At 65.6% G+C, this 19,801-nt stretch carries 17 protein-coding genes; 8 read left to right on the top strand and 9 right to left on the bottom strand.

What is annotated here, in order from left to right; all coding sequences use genetic code 11:
- Nucleotides 1–34: 34 nt before the first annotated feature.
- On the bottom strand, nucleotides 35–748 hold the full coding sequence (locus tag OG203_RS27360) for a hypothetical protein (RefSeq protein WP_405160127.1): 714 nt from the start codon (nucleotides 746–748) through the stop codon (nucleotides 35–37).
- Nucleotides 749–1,202: 454 nt separating this feature from the next.
- On the opposite strand from OG203_RS27360, the gene OG203_RS27355 reads away from it, so the two are divergent.
- The gene (locus OG203_RS27355; protein ID WP_405160126.1) at nucleotides 1,203–4,457 is read left to right on the top strand and encodes a (Fe-S)-binding protein; all 3,255 of its coding nucleotides are present in this window, start codon (nucleotides 1,203–1,205) and stop codon (nucleotides 4,455–4,457) included.
- 453 nt (nucleotides 4,458–4,910) lie between these two features.
- Nucleotides 4,911–5,678 carry a lytic polysaccharide monooxygenase gene (locus OG203_RS27350; protein WP_405160125.1) on the top strand — a complete coding sequence of 256 codons (768 nt, stop codon included), beginning with the start codon at nucleotides 4,911–4,913 and terminating at the stop codon, nucleotides 5,676–5,678.
- A 71-nt stretch (nucleotides 5,679–5,749) separates the two neighbouring features.
- Here OG203_RS27350 and OG203_RS27345 read toward each other — a convergent pair whose 3' ends face one another.
- The 4 genes from OG203_RS27345 to OG203_RS27330 form a co-directional block, all read right to left on the bottom strand.
- Nucleotides 5,750–6,007, bottom strand: a complete 258-nt coding sequence (locus OG203_RS27345) for a hypothetical protein (RefSeq protein ID WP_405160124.1) — start codon at nucleotides 6,005–6,007, stop codon at nucleotides 5,750–5,752.
- 125 nt (nucleotides 6,008–6,132) lie between these two features.
- On the bottom strand, nucleotides 6,133–7,293 hold the full coding sequence (locus tag OG203_RS27340; protein WP_405160123.1) for an acyl-CoA dehydrogenase family protein: 1,161 nt from the start codon (nucleotides 7,291–7,293) through the stop codon (nucleotides 6,133–6,135).
- Nucleotides 7,293–8,522, bottom strand: a complete 1,230-nt coding sequence (locus tag OG203_RS27335) for an acyl-CoA dehydrogenase family protein (protein WP_405160122.1) — start codon at nucleotides 8,520–8,522, stop codon at nucleotides 7,293–7,295. Before OG203_RS27335 ends, OG203_RS27340 begins: the two co-directional genes overlap by 1 nt.
- Before the next feature lie 141 nt (nucleotides 8,523–8,663).
- Nucleotides 8,664–9,200: a YdcF family protein gene (locus tag OG203_RS27330; RefSeq protein ID WP_405160121.1), complete on the bottom strand. Its 537-nt coding sequence runs from the start codon at nucleotides 9,198–9,200 to the stop codon at nucleotides 8,664–8,666.
- A gap of 134 nt (nucleotides 9,201–9,334) precedes the next feature.
- Here OG203_RS27330 and OG203_RS27325 point away from each other — a divergent pair, with 134 nt between their 5' ends.
- Nucleotides 9,335–10,657, top strand: coding sequence for a UDP-glucose dehydrogenase family protein (locus OG203_RS27325; protein ID WP_405160120.1), 1,323 nt, complete (start codon nucleotides 9,335–9,337; stop codon nucleotides 10,655–10,657).
- A gap of 128 nt (nucleotides 10,658–10,785) precedes the next feature.
- The gene (locus OG203_RS27320; protein ID WP_405160119.1) at nucleotides 10,786–12,099 is read left to right on the top strand and encodes an Hsp70 family protein; all 1,314 of its coding nucleotides are present in this window, start codon (nucleotides 10,786–10,788) and stop codon (nucleotides 12,097–12,099) included.
- A gap of 33 nt (nucleotides 12,100–12,132) precedes the next feature.
- Here the strand turns inward: OG203_RS27320 and OG203_RS27315 are convergent, their stop codons facing one another.
- The 3 genes from OG203_RS27315 to OG203_RS27305 all read right to left on the bottom strand — a co-directional run bounded on the left by OG203_RS27315 (nucleotide 12,133) and on the right by OG203_RS27305 (nucleotide 16,222).
- The gene (locus OG203_RS27315) at nucleotides 12,133–13,404 is read right to left on the bottom strand and encodes a YibE/F family protein (protein WP_405160118.1); all 1,272 of its coding nucleotides are present in this window, start codon (nucleotides 13,402–13,404) and stop codon (nucleotides 12,133–12,135) included.
- Between the two features lie 441 nt (nucleotides 13,405–13,845).
- Nucleotides 13,846–15,102 (bottom strand): pyridoxal phosphate-dependent aminotransferase, encoded by a 1,257-nt coding sequence (locus OG203_RS27310; RefSeq protein ID WP_405160117.1) that lies wholly within the window; start codon nucleotides 15,100–15,102, stop codon nucleotides 13,846–13,848.
- A gap of 109 nt (nucleotides 15,103–15,211) precedes the next feature.
- Nucleotides 15,212–16,222, bottom strand: a complete 1,011-nt coding sequence (locus tag OG203_RS27305; protein ID WP_405160116.1) for an XRE family transcriptional regulator — start codon at nucleotides 16,220–16,222, stop codon at nucleotides 15,212–15,214.
- Between the two features lie 590 nt (nucleotides 16,223–16,812).
- Here OG203_RS27305 and OG203_RS27300 point away from each other — a divergent pair.
- The 3 genes from OG203_RS27300 to OG203_RS27290 all read left to right on the top strand — a co-directional run bounded on the left by OG203_RS27300 (nucleotide 16,813) and on the right by OG203_RS27290 (nucleotide 18,222).
- Nucleotides 16,813–17,262: a hypothetical protein gene (locus tag OG203_RS27300; RefSeq protein WP_357384834.1), complete on the top strand. Its 450-nt coding sequence runs from the start codon at nucleotides 16,813–16,815 to the stop codon at nucleotides 17,260–17,262.
- Between the two features lie 115 nt (nucleotides 17,263–17,377).
- Entirely contained in the window at nucleotides 17,378–17,992 is a 615-nt protein-coding gene (locus tag OG203_RS27295) for a TetR/AcrR family transcriptional regulator (protein WP_405160115.1), read from the top strand.
- 41 nt (nucleotides 17,993–18,033) lie between these two features.
- Nucleotides 18,034–18,222, top strand: coding sequence for a hypothetical protein (locus OG203_RS27290; RefSeq protein ID WP_405160114.1), 189 nt, complete (start codon nucleotides 18,034–18,036; stop codon nucleotides 18,220–18,222).
- A 22-nt stretch (nucleotides 18,223–18,244) separates the two neighbouring features.
- On the opposite strand, the gene dcd is transcribed toward OG203_RS27290, so the two are convergent.
- Complete coding sequence (gene dcd, locus OG203_RS27285; RefSeq protein ID WP_405160113.1) at nucleotides 18,245–18,844, bottom strand: dCTP deaminase; 600 nt, start codon at nucleotides 18,842–18,844, stop codon at nucleotides 18,245–18,247.
- Between the two features lie 151 nt (nucleotides 18,845–18,995).
- Here dcd and OG203_RS27280 point away from each other — a divergent pair, with 151 nt between their 5' ends.
- The gene (locus tag OG203_RS27280; protein ID WP_405160112.1) at nucleotides 18,996–19,769 is read left to right on the top strand and encodes an SDR family NAD(P)-dependent oxidoreductase; all 774 of its coding nucleotides are present in this window, start codon (nucleotides 18,996–18,998) and stop codon (nucleotides 19,767–19,769) included.
- Nucleotides 19,770–19,801 lie beyond the last annotated feature (32 nt).

Below are 19,801 nucleotides of genomic sequence, written 5' to 3'. Positions count from 1 at the left end.
CTCCGAAGAGAGACGGGCCGGTGGTCGTCAGTTTTTACTTGGCCGGAGCCGGCTTGTCGGCCCACTTGGTGGTGCCGTCCGCAGCCTGGAAGGTGTTGACCAGTTCGACGCCCGCGGCGATCAGGGCCGGGCCACCGACCGCGATGGTGCCGAGGATGCCGCCGATGCCGGCACCGGCCACCAGGCCGGGGAAGCAGAACGCGGCAATGGTCAGGACGCAGCCGATGACGGCGCCGATGGCCGTGCCGACGAAGCCGCCGATCGCGGTCGCGATGCCGAAGTTGCTCGCGAATTCGTTCTGCGCGCGCTGGTTCTCCATCGGCGACGCGATGTCCTGCGCGACGGACGGCTTGGCGATCACCGGCTTGTCGGTGATGACCAGATCAGCGGGCTTCTGCGGGGTGACCTCGAGAACCGCGCCGTCCTTCTTGACCTCGGTCTTGACCGGGACGAGCTTGCCGTCCACGTCAACGTCGAGCGGGAACGAGACGAGGGTGTTGCCCTGGCCGTCCTTGACGTTGGCGATGCTGATCTTCGGATCGGTAGCGGTGGCGCCGTCCTTCTCGGTGACCGAGAAGGTTCCCCCCTTGAGCGACGCGACAACCGTCTTGTCGACCAGCTTGACGGAGTAGTTGATGCCGGGGTCGGCCGGGGCGGCGACAGTCTCGTCGGCATGCGCGGTCCCAAGACCGATGGTCATCGCGCCGATGACCAACGCGGCACCCGCGGTGGTTCTGCGGAGGTTCATTCAGTTTCCAATCCATCATCAGGTTGCCGGCCGGTCGATCTCCGCACGCGAGAACGCTCTTCATCAAATCCGGGCGGTCGCCCCGGATCCTCCCCGAGCAGTGTGGAGATAGGCACAGCAGACAGAACGTCGTGAGCGTAATCCAACGTCTCGCCAGAAGCGAGATGCATTACGAGGCTTGCGGACTAAGCCTGTCCTTACCGATTAGGCCGGAAGCCTCGGCGTTTACGGTGATGATCACCTGAACACGCACCTAGATCGCTAAACCGGCTGTGACGTTCATCACAGCCCAAATCTGAGTCAAGCCCCAGCAAGAGGGGGCATAGCTCAGGTGCAAATGGTACGACGGATAGCATATGTTACCGGTGGGTAACTTACTGCCGGTTAGGATACGAGCCAATCGGGCGGTGCCGAACTGCCCTCGCTCGTGTTGCCTCTAGAGAAAGGTCGCGACATGAATGCCCTGACAGTGACGCTGGGCACGATTGGGGCGACGCTCAGCCTCCTGTGTTGGGCGTCGTTCATCGGCGGCGTCCGCAATATCGTCCGCGCCATCATGCTCGGACAGCCCGCACCGGACCGCTGGCGACCGTTCTTCCCGCGTTTGAAGACAATGCTCGTGGAATTCATCGCGCACACGCGCATGGCCAAATTCCGCACCGTCGGCTGGGCCCACTGGCTCGTGATGGTCGGCTTCATCGGCGGCATGATGCTGTGGTTCGAGGCATATGGGCAGACCTTCGATCCCGAATTCCACTGGCCCATCATCGGCAACTGGCCGATCTATCACCTGTGGGACGAGATCCTCGGTATCGGCACCGTGCTCGGCATCGGCACGCTGATCATCATTCGCCAGCTGAACCACCCGCGACTGCCCGAGCGGCTGTCCCGGTTCAGCGGCTCGAAGTTCGGTCCCGCGTACGTGATCGAGGGCATCGTGCTGATCGAGGGCCTCGGCATGGTCCTGGTGAAGGCGGGCAAGATCGCCGCCTACGGCCACTCCGACCCGTGGACCGACTTCTTCACCATGCAGGTGGCCAAGCTGCTGCCCGCGAGCACCACCATGGTCGCGCTGTTCGCCTTCGTGAAGCTGATGTCGGGCATGGCCTTCCTTTACCTGGTCGGCCGCAACATCACCTGGGGTGTGGCGTGGCACCGGTTCTCGGCGTTCCCGAACATCTACTTCAAGCGTGAAGATGATGGTGGGGTGGCGTTGGGTGCTGCCAAGCCGATGATGTCGAAGGGTCTGCCGGTTGATATGGAGACCGCTGATCCGGACAACGACACTTTTGGTGCGGGGCGGATCGAGGACTTCTCGTGGAAGGGTTGGCTGGACTTCACGACGTGTACTGAGTGTGGTCGTTGTCAGTCGCAGTGCCCGGCGTGGAATACCGGTAAGCCGTTGTCGCCCAAGCTGTTGATCATGTCGTTGCGCGACCACGGCAACGCGAAAGCGCCGTATCTGCTGGCTGGTGGCCGCAAGGATATGGGTGGCGACGAGGTGGGTTTGGTCGACGCCGAGGGCAAGCCGGATGAGGCGGCGTTGGCGAAGATTTCCGAGGCGGCCAAGGCCGAGGCCGAGCGTCCGCTGGTCGGTGGCGTGGATGTCAGTGGGATCATCGATCCTGAGGTGTTGTGGTCGTGCACGACCTGTGGTGCGTGTGTTGAGCAGTGCCCGGTCGATATCGAGCATGTCGATCACATCATCGATATGCGCCGCTACCAGGTGTTGATCGAGTCGGATTTCCCGTCGGAGTTGGCGGGGTTGTTCAAGAATCTGGAGAACAAGGGCAATCCGTGGGGGCAGAACGCCAAGGATCGGCTCAACTGGATCAACGAGGTCGAGTTCACGGTTCCGGTGTTCGGGCGCGACGCCGATAGTTTCGACGGTTATGACTACCTGTTCTGGGTGGGTTGTGCCGGTGCCTATGAGGACCGTGCCAAGAAGACCACCAAGGCGGTCGCTGAGCTGCTCGCCACCGCGGGGGTGAAGTTCATGGTGCTCGGCCAAGAGGAGACCTGCACCGGTGACTCGGCTCGGCGTGCGGGCAACGAGTTCCTGTTCCAGCAGCTCGCGGCGCAGAACATCGAGACGTTGAACTCGGTGTTCGCCGGGGTTGAGGAGAAGAAAAAGAAGATCGTCGTCACCTGTGCGCATTGCTTCAACGCGCTCAACAACGAGTATCCGCAGGTGGGTGGCAACTATGAGGTGGTGCACCATACGCAGTTGCTCAATCGTCTGGTGCGTCAGAAGCAGTTGATCCCGGTCGCGTCGGTGTCGCAGAACGTCACCTACCACGATCCGTGTTATCTGGGTCGGCATAACAAGGTCTACAACGCCCCGCGTGAGTTGATGGAGGCCTCGGGGTCGACGTTGATCGAGATGCCGCGTCATGGTGAGCGTTCCATGTGTTGTGGTGCTGGTGGTGCGCGTATGTGGATGGAAGAGCAGCTCGGTAAGCGCATCAATGTGGATCGGGTCGATGAGGGGTTGAATACCCTGGCGGCGAATCCGGGGTCGACGCCGGGCAAGATCGCGACTGGTTGCCCGTTCTGTCGGGTGATGCTCAACGATGGTGTGACCGCCCGGCAGGAGAAGGGTGAGGGTGCAGGGGTCGAGGTTGTTGATGTCGCGCAGTTGATGCTCGATGCCATCGATCGGGTGGATGCGTCCACGCTGACTGAGAACCTGGTTGTTGTTCAGGCGCCGAAAGCTGCTGTGGTCGAAGAAGTCCCCGAGCCCGAGCCTGAGCCTGCGGTCGAGACCTCGGCGGCTGCGAAGGCGGCACCGTCCGGTGGTGGGCTCGCGATGAAGGGTCCGGCCAAGAAGCCCGGTGGGCTCGGTATGAAAGGCCCGGCGAAGGCACCCGGTGGTGGTGGGCTCGGTATGAAGGGTGCCGCTAAGGCACCCGGTGCCAAGGCCGACACCGAAACCACTGCGGGTGAAGCGGAATCGACTCCCGAAGCACCGCCGGTCAAGGGTCTGGCTATGAAGGGCCCGGCGAAGAAGCCCGGCGGGCTCGGTATGAAGGGTGCGGCTAAGGCACCCGGGGCCAAGACCGACGCGGAAGCCACTGCGTCCGAAGCGGAATCGGCTCCCGAGGCACCGGCCGCACCGGTCAAGGGTCTGGCTATGAAGGGTCCGGGGAAGAAGCCGGGTGGGCTCGGTATGAAGGGCGCGGCTAAGGCGCCCGGTGCCAAGGCGACACCCGCCCCGGCCGCCGAATCCACGGCTGAGTCCACGCCCGAGGCCGCGGCTGCGCCCAAGCCCGTCAAGGGTCTGGGCATGAAGGGCGCCGCCAAGGCACCAGGCGCTAAAGCGCCAGGCGCAAAGGCACCGGCAGCACCCGCCGAGAACGCCCCCGCATCGGAACCGGGCACCCCGGAACCGGCTGCCGCCGAACCGGTTTCGGAATCCACCGAGACCAAGCCGACGGTCCCCGCCAAGGGCTTGGCCATGAAGTCCGGCTTCAAGCGCCCCGGCCCGAAGGCACCCGGCACCGCGGCACCCGCCCCGGCGACACCGGCTGAGCCGACCTCGGCCGAGCCGTCCGAGGAACCTGCCACGGAATCCGCTGCGGCGGAAGCGACTCCGGCGCCGGAGCAGCCCGCCAACGGCAACGGCGCCGCCGAAGCCACTCCCCCGGCCGCCAAGCCGGGCGGCCTCGGTTTCAAGTCCGGCGCCAAGGCTCCCGGCCGCAAGAACTGATCTCCACAACCGCATAGCAATACAGATCGACCCGGGTCCGCATGACGGAACCGGGTCGATCTGCGTCCGGCGCATCGATCAACTAATCAGGCGGCATAATCCAGTCATTCCGTTGACGCGCGATCGGGATTATGAATAGTCCACGCCCATGTCTGGATTCGCGCCTGCGCCGGCATCGCATTGCTACAGATAACCGACGTGTGGGGAGGCACTGGGGAGTGTCGCCCCATGCGGCGCAACAATCACCAGTTCCCTTACGGCACTACTGATCCCGGCCGCGGTCAGCCGCAATGCGTAACGCGCTCGTCAACGCCGATACTTCGATCCCTTGCCCCTGTTCCGGTCGGCGACTTATCGTCTTTGGCACATTAGAGCTCGAAATTTTTTCTCTGACATCACCTTTGATTACTGATCAGTACGCCGGCCCCTGCTGCTCAGGCTATTAGGAGCGCAATGATCAACAAACGAAAGCTGACAGTACTCGGGGCCGCCATAGGAATCGCACCTTTCCTGGCGGTCTTGTTCCCGGCGGGCTTGGCGAACGCCCACGGTTACGTTTCATCGCCCCCGAGCAGACAGGCCCAATGCGCGGCAGGCACCGTGTCTTGCGGCTCGATCAAATACGAGCCGCAGAGCGTCGAGGGGCCGAAGGGCTTGCGCAACTGCAACGGCAATCTTCCCCAATTCGCCGAACTCAACGACGACAGCAAGGGATGGCAAGTGAGCTCGGTCGGCCAGTCCGCCACCTTCACTTGGACGAACACCGCCCGCCACAGCACCTCCAATTGGGAGTACTACATCGGCGACACACGAGTCGGCGTAGTCCCCGGCAATAACCAGCAGCCCGGCCAAACCGTCACGCACACCGTGAATTTCGGATCCTTCACCGGCCGCCAAAAGCTCCTGGCCATCTGGAACATCGCCGACACCGCCAACGCCTTCTACTCCTGCGTCGACCTGAACATCGGCGGCACACCCCCCACCACAACCCCGGCACCAACCACGACAACCACCCCACCCACAACTACGACGGCGCCCCCGACCACCACGACGCCGCCAACAACCACCCCACCCAGCTCCCGCCCATGGACCGCAGGCACCAGCTACGAGGCAGGCAACGAGGTCACCTACGACGGCCTCCGCTACCTCTGCCTCCAATCCCACACCGCCATCTCCGGCTGGGAACCCCCGAACACCCCCGCCCTATGGCAAAAGCTCTGAGCCACCCCCATCCCGGACCTCGACCACAGCGTCGAGGTCCGGGACGTGCATCGGCCGATGATGCCGCTTGCTCACTCACCGCCCCTTGGGTCGCGCACCACCACCGGCTTGTCGAGGTAGTTGAGGTCGGTGCCGTCGACGCGGATCCTTGGGTCCGCATGTGCCGCAGCGGTATCCCGCCACGCCGCCAACGTGGCGGTCAGCCCGGCAAGCCTTCCGACGGCGAGCCCACCTCGCGCATGGTTGAGGAAGTCGGCGACGAACTCGGGCCGTTCCGACTCTGGTAGCAGTTCGATCCAGGGGAATGTGATCGTCAGCCGCCCGACCAATCGTTCGAGGATCTCGTCATCGAGCGCGATCGCCAGCAGCTGCGTCAGCGCGCCGAGCGTCTCCTCCGTTGCCGCGGACTCGGCCGCGTCGGAGTGATGTCGAGGGATGGCGGCTCCGTCCGAGGTCAGCGGGCGGAACTAGGCCTCGTCATGGCCGCGTAGCGGGTTAGGTGGTGGTCGGGGGAGCCGAATTCTTGGTCGATGGCGGTGAGGCGTTTGAAGTAGTGGCCGATGGCCAGTTCTTCGGTCATGCCCATGGCGCCGTGGAGTTGGACGGCGTTCTGGCCGATGAAGCGGGCCGCGCGGGTGATGGTGACCTTGGCGGCGGAGGCCGCGCGGGCGCGGGTCGGGGTGTCGGCGTCGAGGGAGTAGATCGCGAGATAGACGGCGGCGATGGCTTGTTCGAGTTCTATGTACATGTCCACCATGCGGTGTTGCAGGACCTGGAAGCTGCCGATGGGCTGGCCGAATTGCTTGCGCTGCTTGACGTATTCGAGGGTGTCGGCGAGCACCTTGCGCATGCACCCCACGGCTTCGGCGGCGACGGCCGCGATCGCCTCGTCGATGGTGGGTTCGATGGCGACCCAGGCGGTTCCCTCGACACCGAGCAATGCGTCGGCGGGCAGGCGGAAGCCGGTAAAGACGATGTCGGCCGCGACGCGGTCATCGATGGTCCGGTACGGGTGCACCTCGACCCCGGTCGGCGGGTTGTCGGCGTCGAATTCGGTGCAGAACAACGAGATACCGCGCTGGTCGCGGCGGCTGCCGGAGGTGCGTGCGGTGATCAGCAGGTGCGTGGCCAGCGGCGCACTGGTCACCACGGTCTTCGCGCCGTCGAGAAGCCACGAATCACCTTCGCGCCGCGCGGTACTCGACACATCGTGCAGCGTCTGGCCCGAAGTCGGTTCCAGCGCCGCGAAAGCGGTGCGCACGTCGCCGGACACGATCTGCCGCAACAGCGCGTCGGCCCGCTCGCCACCGGACCGGTTCAACAGCCCGGCGCCGACGACGACCGTGTCCACGAACGGCTCGACAACAAGCGCCCGCCCGAATTCCTCGGCGATCACCATCAATTCGACCGGACCGCCGCCCATCCCGTCGACCCGTTCGGGCAGGGTCGCGCCGAGAATGCCGAGTTCGTCGGCGAATGCGCGCCACACCGCGGGCTGCCAACCGGCGCCGACCTTGGCCGCGGTGCGGCTCTTCGCCAATTCATAACGGGCGCCGAGGAATCCGGCGATCGCGGTGCGGAGCAGTTCCTGCTCATCGGTAAGGGTGAAGTCCATCAGAGCCCCAATGCTGCTTTGGCGAGGATGTTTCGCTGAATCTCGTTGCTGCCCGCGTAGATCGAGCCCGCTCTGTCGTTGAAGTAGCGCAGCGGTGCGACGGCTTGCCATGCCTCGCCGCTGCGGTAGTCGTCGGCGGGTGGCGTGAATTCCGCGATCGGACCACCGGGTTTCGTGGCATGCGGCTGATAGACGCGTCCGCGCGGACCCGCGGCCGACAAGGCCAGTTCGGTCAGTTTCTGGCTCAGCTCGGTCGCCAGGATCTTCAGCATCGACGAGGCCGGTCCCGGATTCTGGCCACGCGACATCGCCGAAATCGTGCGGTACTCCAGGATTTCGAGCACCTCGGTACGAATCCGCGCCTCGGCCAACCGCGCCGCGAACGCCGGATCATCGATCAGCGAATTGCCGTCCGGCCCAGTCTGTTCCGCCGCTTCGACGGCAATCTCCCGCGCCATCGCCTGCAGGAACGGTGCCATCGCCCCGCCGCGCTCGTGCACGAGCAGATACTTCGCGACGGTCCACCCGTCGTCGATCCGGCCGAGCACGTTGCTCTTCGGCACCCGGACATTGTCGAAGAAGACCTGGTTCTGCACTTGCTCACCCGAGGTCATCACCAACGGCCGAATCTCGATGCCAGGCGTGGTCATGTCGATCAGCAGGAACGTGATGCCCTGCTGCTTCTTCCCCGCCCGCGAGGTACGCACCAGGCAGAAGATCCAATTCGCTTCTGTCGCATGGGTTGTCCAGATCTTGCTGCCGGTGCAGACCAGGTCATCGCCGTCCTCGACGGCGGCCATCGTCAGCGACGCCAGATCCGACCCCGCCTCCGGTTCCGAATACCCTTGGCAGAAGAAGACTTCCCCGGTCAGGATCCGCGGCAGATAGAACGCCTGCTGCTCCGCCGTCCCGTACGCGATGATCGCATGCGCCACCATCTTGATCCCCATCGGCGACAACGCGGGCGCCCCCGCCAACGTCGACTCCCGATTGAAGATGTAATGCTGCGTCAAACTCCACTCGCACCCCCCGAACTCCACCGGCCAAGCAGGTGCCGCCCACCCCCGCTCATGCAGAATCCGCTGCCACTGCATGCTCGCCGCATGGTCCGGATACACACTCGTAGCCAGCCGCCCCGCCCGCCGCAACTCCGGCGTCAGCTTCGCCTCGAGAAACTCCCGCACCTCATCCCGAAACGCCGAATCCACCGCTGACCAGTCGTAATCCATCTGCCCTCCCAGAGGGTGCGCACCATTGCCTCGCATCCGACAGTCGCCAGAAGCGAGACAGCACAAAGTCGTGTCCCCCGCACTGTATCAAAACTGATGTCAGGTGCCAGCACTTTGTTGAGAGATGCCGACTGCACGCAGCTAGCAGCCCTCGAAGGCGGCCTTGAGGTAACCGGCGGATTGGTAGAGGTAGTTGTAGGACCAGCGGGCTATGGATAGGGGTGGGGCGGGGTCGGTGAAGAGAAGTTCTCCGGGCCAACACTTTTCGAGGATGTAGCGGGCTCGGGAGATGTGCGGGGTGAAGGTGACGACGATGACGCGGTGCCAGCCGTTGGCGCGGGCCAGGCGGGCGAGTTCGCGGCCTTCGCCGCGGGTGGTGCGTGGTGATGGGTCGAAACAGAGAACCTCGAAGCTGTAGCCGCCGTGGCAGATTCGGTTGATCAGGGCGCTGTGCTCGTACGGGTCGGAGATGAGGACGCGCGGGGCAAGACCGTCGTTGGCCATTCGCAGGGCTAGTCGTTCGCGGCCGTCGTGGGCGCCGCCGAGCACGAGGATGGCGTCGGCGCGCGCGGGGGTGTCGGTGCGCGGGCGGACGTAGACGGGCCAGAGGGCGGTCACAGCGACGGCAAGGACGACGATCAAGGCCAACCAGGCCCAGGCCCATCGGCGACGTCGCATCCGATCTATGCTAGCGGCATCCGCGCAGGTCAGGGCATCCAGCCCGATATATGTCGCCACATGTACACCTACCGTTGCCGTGACCCTTGCCTCGGTGACGCGGTGCGGCCACCGGCAGGGCTTATCAATCGATCATGCGATGCACAGTCTTCGGAACCGGGTACCTCGGGGCCACGCACGCAGCGTGCATGGCCGAACTCGGACATGACGTCATCGGGGTGGATGTCGACCCAGGCAAGGTCGCGAAGCTGTCCGATGGTGTGGTGCCGTTCTACGAACCGGGTCTCGAGGACGTGCTCAGGCGCAACCTCGACACCGGCAGGCTGCGATTCACCACCTCCTACGCCGAGGCGGCTGCGCACGCCGACGTGCATTTCCTCGGGGTCGGAACGCCGCAGAAGAAGGGCGAATACGCCGCCGATCTGAAGTACGTGCACGCCGTGGTCGACACGCTGGTGCCGCTGCTCGATCGTCCGTCGGTGATCATCGGCAAGTCGACGGTGCCGGTCGGCACGGCCGCGGCGCTCGGCGTCAGGGCACGGCAGCTGACCTCGACCGATGTCGAGGTGGCCTGGAACCCGGAGTTCCTGCGCGAGGGCTTCGCGGTGAAGGACACGCTGCGCCCGGATCGCCTTGTGCTCGGGGTTGATCGGGAGCGCGACGCCGCGGGCTGGGTGGAGAACATGGTGCGCGAGATCTACGCGGACCTGATCGCCGACGAGGTGCCATTCCTGCTTACCGATTTGGCCACCGCGGAATTGGTGAAGGTTTCCGCGAATGCCTTTCTGGCAACGAAGATTTCGTTCATCAACGCGGTATCGGAAGTGTGCGAGGCGACCGGCGCCGATGTGACGATGCTCGCCGACGCCCTCGGCTACGACGCCCGCATCGGCCGCCGATTCCTCAATGCCGGACTAGGTTTCGGCGGCGGTTGCCTGCCGAAGGATATTCGCGCGTTCATGGCCCGCTCCGGTGAACTCGGCGCCGACCACGCGGTGGCATTCCTGCGCGAGGTCGACAACATCAATATGCGCCGCCGCACCAAGGTGGTGGACATGGCGGCGCGCGCGTGCGGTGGTTCGCTGCTCGGCGCGAATGTCGCGGTGCTCGGCGCGGCGTTCAAACCGGAATCCGACGATGTTCGCGATTCGCCCGCGCTGAATGTCGCTGGCATGATCCAACTGCACGGCGCGGTGGTGACGGTGTATGACCCTAAGGCGCTGGAGAATTCACGGCGGGTGTTCCCGACCCTGAACTACGCGACCTCGGTGGCGGAGGCATGTGAGCGAGCCGACGTTGTGTTGGTGCTCACCGAATGGGACGAGTTCACCGCACTGCGGCCGGAGGATTTGAATCGGGTAGTTCGGACAAAGTCGATCATCGACGGGAGGAATTGTCTCAATCGTGCCAACTGGCGGGCGGCCGGATGGGTGTACGCGGGACTCGGTACACCGTAGAGTTGCGGGGTCTCCGGCTCGACGATCAAGTCCTGCCGTATGCACAGACGCTCGTCGACGGTATGGTCCGGGGAGCGGGCCTTCGCGCTGGCTCGCATGTCGTGAAGTGTGAACGAGATGGGCAGCTGATGAGTTCGGTACTGGGAGTTTCGGTGGGGGCCGGCGCTGTCCGTATGGCGCGACCACACACCGCGAACCCCCACGGCCACATCGAGGCGCACTCGTTCGATCTGCAGACCATTCCGGTCGGCGAGCAGACCGTGGAGGAACTGGCCGCCGAGGCCATCGGCGTCACGCTGGAAACCACGCCCGACATCAGCGCCACCGCCATCGCGTACCGCGGTGAGCAGCACGCGCGCGCGGTCCGCGCGGCCATGGCACGCCAGCAGCTGACCAATTACGAACTCGTCCCCGAAGTCGTCGCCGCGCTCGAATTCGCCCAGTCCACCGGCGATATCCGCGGCATCTCCTCGCTGGTCGTCTACGACCTCGGCAGCTCCGGTCTCACGGTGAGCGTTGTCGATACCCAGTCGCGCGAGGTGCGCTACAGCGAGCGCACCAGCGATATCAGCGGCGACTACCTGGACTCGCTGATCCGCGAACAGCAGATCGCGTCGGGCCGGATCGCGCATCCGCCGGACGAGGAAGGTCTCGCCACGCTCGACGGGCTGTGTCGCGAGGCCAAGGAACAGCTGTCAACGAACACCGCCGTCGCGCTGCCGAGCGAACAGGGCCTGGTGCTGCTTGCGCAGGAGAACTTCGAATCGCTGATCATGTTGGCGATCGAATCGTCGGCGCGGATGGCACGCGACGTGATCACCCGCTCCGACCGCCCGGTGCACGGCGTGCTCGCCATCGGCGGCTGCGCCCGGATTCCGCTGGTGGCCAGGGTGCTCGAACGCTGGATGGGTGTTCCGGTGATCGTGCCGGACAGCCCGGAGACGGTGGTCTCCCGCGGTGCGGCGCTGCTGGCCAGGCCGGTCCGGCCGGCCCAGCCGGAGGTCGTTGCCGCCACCGGTGCGCTCGACCCCGAGCTGTCCCCCGCGTGGTTATCGACCCCGCCCAAACGCCGCAAGCGCGAGATCAGCGGCGCGGTACTGACCGTAAGCGCCCTCGCGGTGGTCGCCGCGATCGGGCTCGGACTCGGTTACGGTCCGCAAGTGCTGCAACGCGATTCACACAGCGAGGGCTCGCCATCGGCGCCGACGACCACCCCGGCGCGCACCACCACCCTCAGCCCGCAGATCGCGGTCGCACCCGCCACACCGACCGAAACGCCCGCGGAGTCGGTCGCCGCGCCGCCGCCGCGCCGTGTCACCACTACCGACCCGCCGCCACCCGCGCCCGGACCGAACACCATTGTCGTGCCCGGCCTTCCGCCGATCGTGGTGCCGACCATCCCGCCCGAGGTGTTCCCCTTCCCGCCGCCTCCTCCGCGCTGAGCGTTCGAGGAGGCGTGCGTCGAGCACGCGAAATCAGTTGCGCGCGTGCCTGGCCCGACGCGGCGGTGCCACCTGTTCCCGCCTACCGAACGGCTTGGCGAGGACAACCGCGATGGCCGTGGTCAACGGAACCGACAGCGCGAGCGCGATACCACCCACGGACGAGCGGGCGATCTCGATGGCGACCGCGTCGCCGGTCAGCACGTCGCGAATGGATCGGCCCGCCACGCTGAACAACATCAGCAGCGGCAGCGCACCACCGGCGTAGGCGAGCACCAGGGTGTACACGGTGCTGGCGATGTGGTCGCGCCCGACGCGCATGGCCGCCGTGAAAACCTCTCGCCGCGTGGCCGACTCGTCGATCGCGGCCAGCTCGAACGCGGCCGAGGCCTGCGTGATGGTGACGTCGTTGAGCACGCCCAGCGAGCCGATGATGAACCCGGCGAGCAGCAACCCGGTGATGCTGACGTGTCCGATGTAGGTCGCGACGTTGGTGTTCTGTTCCTCGGAGAGCCCCGTGAGATGGGTCATCTCGATGGCAAGCCAGGACAGCAGCGCCGCGACGAGCATCGAGGTCAGCGTGCCGAGCAGCGCCGAGCTGGTGCGCAGGTTCAGCCCGTGCGCCAGATACAGCACGGCATACAGGATCAGTGCGCCGGCGACCAGCGCGACCGGTATCGCGGGTTTGCCATCCAACAGCGCGGGCAGCAGGAACATCACCAGCACACCGAAGGCGAACACCAGCCCGATCAGTGCGCGCAGCCCGCGCCAGCGCGCCACCACCACGATCACCACGACGAAGGCCGCCACGATCAGCGTCAACGGCGTCCCGCGCGAGTAATCCTCGAACGAATACATCGGGGTGCCGCTCGGATCCGCCTGCCGGACCACCCTGATCTTGTCCCCGGCGTGCAGGTCGGGTTGGCCAGGGCCTGGCGGGAGTTCGAACAGTGTCTTGTTGCCCTTGTGCGGCCCCGACTCGATATCGACAATGCTGCGCTGACAGGTGTAGGGGCTGTTGCGCGGCACGTCCGGCTTCTCGACGAACACCTTGCCGTTCGAGGTGCTGCCGCACGGACCGACGTCCTGCATGACCACGGTGCCCGCCTCGGTCTGCACCGCGCCACCACCGGAGTTCTGCATCGGCAGCGGAATGTCGATGTGCTGATTGCTCGGCCACAGCAGGACGGCGCCGAGCAGCACGAAAACGCCTATGACGGTGAGCAATCCGACGACAACGCGGGCAGCCGTGTCACCGATCGCGATCGGACCGGAGTGGTCGTGGTGATGGTGGTGGTCACTCATGACTGCGCGGGCTCCTACCCTGTCCGGTGGTATTCGCTGGGTGGTTCCCAGCGGGCAGGAAACGGCTGTTCAGCCCGAGTCGGCTGCCCGCAGCAGAGCTTAAAGGATTTCATTTTCAAAAGCGGCGTGGCGACCGGAAAGGTCGGGCGGGAGTCGGCGACTTGGCCGGCGAGCGGGGTTTGGAGGGGGCGGCGGAGAGCAGGGGGATGTCTCCGCCGCCCACAGGCCGGCGGCCCAGGGGGGTAGGCGGCCGAACCAGAGACCGGGTTAACCCAGGGGGGTAGGCAACCCGGTCGGGCACTCGAAAGTGCCGAGTCCTACTGTACACAAAAGTACTTCTAATGCGCTAGCTAGTCTCCAAACTTCGCGTATATCCATACATTCGGTCGGTTTAAGAGCTAGAAGCGGGGCGGAGCAGCTGTCAGGACAGGTCCGCGCAACCTATTGCCGATAGCTCGACAAGAAGTTGCCGAAGCGTTCGATGGCCACCGCGAGATCCCTTGCCCACGGCAGCGTCACGATCCGCAGGTGATCATGGTCGGGCCAGTTGAAGCCGGTGCCCTGCACCATCAAGATCTTCTCTTGCAGTAGCAGATCCAGGATCAGCTTCGAATCATCATGGATCTCATGCACATTCGGATCCAGCCTGGGGAACGCGTACAGCGCGCCCTTCGGCTTCACGCATGACACACCGGGAATCATGTTCAGCCGCTCCCACGCGACATCGCGCTGCTCGAGCAGTCGCCCGCCGGGCAGGATCAGATCCTCGATGCTCTGATGCCCGCCGAGCGCGACCTGAATCGCATGCTGCGCAGGCACATTCGGGCACAGCCGGGACGAGGCGAGCAGATCGATGCCCTCCAGCAGTCCGGACGCGTGCTCCTTCGGGCCGGTGATGGCGAGCCAGCCCGCGCGGTAGCCCGCCACCCGATACGCCTTGGACAGCCCGTTGAATGTCAGGCACAGCAGATCGGGCGCGACCGAGGCCAGTGAAATGTGCTTGGCGTCGTCGTAGAGGATCTTGTCGTAAATCTCGTCGGCGAGCAGCAACAGCTGATGCTTGCGCGCAATATCGACGAGTTGCTGGAGAATTTCCGCAGAATATACGGCGCCGGTCGGGTTATTCGGATTGATCACCAAAAGAGCCTTGGTTTTGTCGGTGATCTTCGATTCGATATCGGCGATATCGGGCTGCCAGCCGCTGGACTCGTCGCACAGGTAGTGCACCGGCGTGCCACCGGCCAGACTGGTCATCGCGGTCCACAGCGGATAGTCGGGCGCGGGGATCAGCACCTCGTCGCCATTGTCGAGCAGCGCCTGCATGGTGATGGTGATCAGCTCGGAGACACCGTTGCCGAGGTACACGCTGTCGACCTCGAGTTCCGGGAATCCGGGCACCAGCTCGTAGCGGGTGACGATGGCGCGCCTGGCCGACAGGATGCCCTTCGATTCCGAGTAGCCCTGGGCATAGGGCAGCGCGGCGATGATGTCGCGCATGATCACATCGGGGGCCTCGAAGCCGAACGGGGCCGGGTTGCCGATATTGAGCTTGAGGATCCGATGACCCTCGGCCTCCAGCCGTGCCGCCTGCGCGTGTACCGGTCCACGAATCTCGTAGACGACGTTCTGCAGCTTCGTGGACTGCTCCAGAACGCGCGGCGGGCGATGCGGTAGATGACTTGGGCTCACCCGTCCCATGGTGCCATCCATCGCAAGCGGATATCGCTCCGCTCGGCCTCAATTGCCGGTATTTCACTGGGACGACGCGAGCGGGTCCGGCGTGGAATACCGCGATGTGACGAGTACCTCAGGAAGCGGGGTTGCCAGGCGGTATCCCTTTCGCGGCCGTCGCGCCGCAGAATTCCTCGATTCGCTCGTCCAGGAAACGCGCCTCGACCGCGTCCCGGAAGTCCGGGCCCGCGATCCGCCTGCGCACACCGGTCAGCCGTTCCTCCAGCTGCGCGATGCGCTTGTCCTCGGCGAGACCGAGCACCGGCCGCAGCGCCTCGGCGGCACCGTCGAGGCTGCCGTTGATCAGATGCGCGGCGGCGCAGTCGACCCGAGCCAGCGACTCGGCACCATAGGACCGCTGCTCCGAGGGTCCGCTCGCGTACAGCTCGATGGCGCGCTGGGTGGCGGCCAGCGCCGGCCCGGCCTGACCGAGATGGATATAGGTCGCGCCCGCGTAGTACTGAGCCTTCGCGTCGTTGAACCCGAACACCCCGCCGACGTCGTCGTGCAGCGTGTCGGTCTCGGACACCTCGCGCGCGTCGTCGGCGGCCCGGATGCAGCGGTCGGTATCGGACGGGCTACCGAGCCGGGACCAGATCCGCGCCTCGATATTGAACAGCCGCACCTTCGCCGTCGCCGACTCCGCGTACTGCTGCCCGCTCTGCGCGAGCAGCACCCCGCGCCGCGGCCGCTCCGCCTTGTATTCGATGAGCGCGTGCATGCCACGGGTCCAGGCCCGTAAACCGTTGTGCCCGCACAGTTCGGCGTAGGCCCACGCCGCTCTGGCCTGTTCGCCCGCCGCGTCGTAATAGCCGAGATCGGTACTCGCGTTGGACAGCAGCCCGGACAGGGTGCCTGCCAGCAAGTACAGGTGGCTGGTGTCGACGGGTCGCTGATGGCCCTCGAGCAGCCGATATACCCGGCGCCGCACCCGAAGCATCTCGACCATCATCGGCACCGGGGGCACGTGCACATAGTCGTTCGCAATGCGGGTGACATCGGCGTCGAGCTGTTCCAAGGTGGTCGCACCCACATTCGTGCTCACCGCCTGGCCGGCGTGCTCGCTGGCCTCATGGGCAGCCGCCATGATCAGATCCCTCTCCGAAATCGCTGCTAACGCATCGCCTCTCATCGCACCGGCGTCTATGAGAGCCAAAAGGTCCGCGTCGCTCGAATATTGGACGCGCGCCGAGTCGTCGGCGGGCGCATCGATTCCAGGCGGGGTCGGTCGGTCGGTCAACGATTGATCGATCATTGCCGCAAACCGTGCCCGCACAACGTCGTCCGACCTGGCCAGGGAGGTATCAAGAGCGGCTTGATTGATCGGACGTGGATGGACCCGGACGCCGCCGGCCTCCCACTTCGACACCAGGCGTTCGTGCACCCCGAGGTGCGCCGCGAACTGCCTGATGCTCATGCGCTTGGCATCGCGAAGGGCACGGGCCTCTTTACCTGACCATTGCCGGACCACGATGTCATCCCTTCCGAACGAACTCTTTCCCAGGGTACGAGGGGTTTGTGAGCACGGCCACATACGAAATAGAGCTGGTATCAGAGTCATCCGAAACGGAGCCGCTTCCCAGGGGCAGCGGAAGGGCAGCGGAAGGCGGGCGTGCGGGCATAACCCAATCCGGCGTCTGACCGGGACCCTTGAGGGCGGGAGGCAAGGAGTTCGCCGTGAATGTGGAGAAACTCAGGACTGTTGACGATTGGGTGGCGTTCTATCGGCACGAGTTCGGCCTACCGGTGACCGAGCGTGGCGGCTTCGTCATGCTGCCGATCACCGGCCGCGTTTGCGTTGTGCACTTGCCTACCGCGCGCGCCGAAAAGGTGCGCGCCGCACTGGATCAGCAGGGGACCAGGGGGCCCATGCTGGCCAGGCAGATCCGGTGGAGTTTTCTCGCCGAGCCGGACAGTAGGCCGGGAACGCAGGTATTGGAGGTACTCAATCGTCTCGATATCGGCATTCCCGCCATCGGCAGTGCCGTGATGTTGCCGACCGGACTCGGACGGTGGACCCGGGAAGGGTGCTTCTGGGTATCCCCGCCGAGACGCGGCGACACGCTGCCACCGCTATCCGTCATCATCACGACGGCACTTGCGGTGGGAGCGGGCGGCGGGGACTGATCACGCGCCGCGATCGGTTCCCGTTGCCGCTCGGCACCGGACCGGGCCGAGTCCGCCCCTTTTCTTGGCAGTCGACGGGGCGGACTCGGGCCGGTGCTTTGCGATGGTGCGCGTCGTGACCACGCAGTCACGGCGCCAGCAGGCCGAACGCCGGTCCGAGACCGAGGCGAAACTGATCGACGCGACGATTCAGTGCATCATCGACATCGGCTATCAACGCGTCTCGGTGCGCGAGATCTGTCAGCGCGCCGGTGTGTCACACGGTGGGCTCTTCGGCCGATTCAACACGTTGTTCGCCCTGATCGCGGCGGCCGCGGTGACGGCGGGGCAGCGGTTGACCGCCGAGTTCACGGCCGCGCTCGCCGCGCTGCCGGCCGGTGCCGACCTCGACGCGACACTCGAACTCCTCCGCGACAATGCGCGCGTGCCGACCAACAAGGTGTGGATCGAACTGAACATCGCCGCGCGCACCGATCCGGCGTTGCGCGAACACATGGCCGTCGCCAGGGCCGAGTACGGGGCCGCCATCGTGGCGCACACGGTCACCCTGCCGGTAGCGGCGGGCGTGCCGCCCGAGGCGTTGGTCACGGTGGGATCGATTGTGCTGCAGTACTTCGACGCCAGCGCCATCACCGCCGCCGCGTTCCCGACGCCCGAGCAGGATCGCGCCGAGTTGGCGGCGTTCACCACGATGGTGCATGCCTATCTCGACTCGGTTCGTACCGGTTGATCATCGCGGCGTCGCCGTCGGTGCGGCATTGTGACCCTGCCATGTTCGCCGGTCTCGACGTGGTGCGCTGCTTCGGGTTCGATGTGCTGGAGCCGAATCCGTTGCGGCGCAGGAAGATTCCGGGTGGCACGGTCAAGATCGTGCTGTGGGTGCCTGGATCGACTCGTCGATACTTCCGGCGCACGCACGTGGTGCCGCAGACTCGGTCGGTCGCGGAATTGACCGAGTGACAGTCGCTTTCGGCGGGGTCGGCTACCGCGATTCCGCGGCGTCAACCACGGTGGCGGGCAGCGGGAAGTTCAGGTAGGACTTCGACGGCGTCGGACCGCGCTGCCCCTGATACTTCGAGCCCGTGGTGGCACTGCCGTACGGATGCTCGGCCGGGCTGGTCAGCCGGAGCAGGCACAGCTGACCGATCTTCATACCCGGCCACAGGGTGATCGGCAGGTTCGCCACATTCGAGAGCTCGAGGGTGATGTGGCCGCTGAAGCCAGGATCGATGAAGCCAGCGGTCGAATGCGTCAGCAGGCCGAGCCTGCCGAGACTCGACTTGCCCTCCAGCCGACCGGCCAGATCGTCCGGCAGCGTGCACACCTCGAGCGTGGAGCCGAGCACGAACTCACCGGGGTGCAGCACGAACGGCTCGCCGGCGGTCGGCGCGACCAGGCTGGTCAGCTCGTCCTGGCGTTGCGCGGGATCGATGTGGGTGTAGCGGGAGTTGTCGAACACCCGGAACATCCCGTCCAACCGCACGTCGATACTCGACGGCTGGATCAGGCTCTCCAGGAGCGGCTCGACGCCGAGACGCCCAGCGGCGATCTCCGCACGGATGTCACGATCGGAAAGCAGCACGCCGAGCAGCGTAGCGCCTGCTCGTCCGCGCTCGTCAGCCGCACAGCGGCAGCGCCGCTGCCGGCGTGGCTTTCGCCGCGCGACGAGACAGCGAGACCGTTATCCTCGCATTCGTTCGGGCGCTGCCGCCCGCGACCGAAGGGATGAGCGCATGACCGAGGCCCCGCTGTTCGACCTGACCGGGCACGTGTCCGTCGTCACCGGTGGCAATTCCGGCATCGGCCTCGGGTTCGCCCGCGGCCTCGCGCGGGCGGGCGCCGACGTGTGCATTGTCGGCCGCAACGCCGAGCGCAATGCCGATGCCGCCGACATCCTGCGGGCCTATGGCGGTCGGGTGCTCGCGCTGTCCTGCGATGTCGGGGACGAGCAGCAGGTGGTCGACACCATCGCCAGGACGGCCGACGAGCTCGGCCGCATCGATTCGTGCTTCGTCAACGCCGGTGTGCCAGCAGGTCTCACGACGTTCCTGGAGACCGATCTCGCCGAGTTCCGCCGGGTCACCTCGATCAATCTCGACGCCGCGTTCGTCACGCTACGCGAGGCCGCGAAGGTGATGGTGGCGCAGGGGAATGGCGGCAGCCTGGTTGGAACCGCCAGTCTCGCTGCCCGCCAAGGTGTTCCGCGTGGGCAGTCCTACGCGGCGAGCAAGGCCGGGCTGATCGCCATCCTGAACTCCATCGCGGTCGAGCTCGGCAAGCACGGCATTCGTGCCAACGCGGTGCTACCCGGGTGGGTCGAAACACCCATGACCGACGGTGTTTTCGCGTGGGACCGGTTCCGTGACCGGGTGCAGCCACGCATTCCCGCCAAGCGCTGGGGGCGGCCGACCGATTTCGAGGCGGTCGCGGTGTACCTGGCCAGCCCGGCCAGCGCGTATCACACCGGGGACACGCTGCTGATCGATGGCGGCTACAGCATGTTCTGAGCGCGCCACGCCCCACGCTCCCTCAGCCAATC

The sequence above is a fragment of the Nocardia sp. NBC_01499 genome (genome assembly GCF_045040275.1).
GTDB lineage: Bacteria > Actinomycetota > Actinomycetes > Mycobacteriales > Mycobacteriaceae > Nocardia.
Note: the sequence above shows the minus strand (reverse complement) of the source record. Positions and strands in the feature narration are given on the sequence as shown.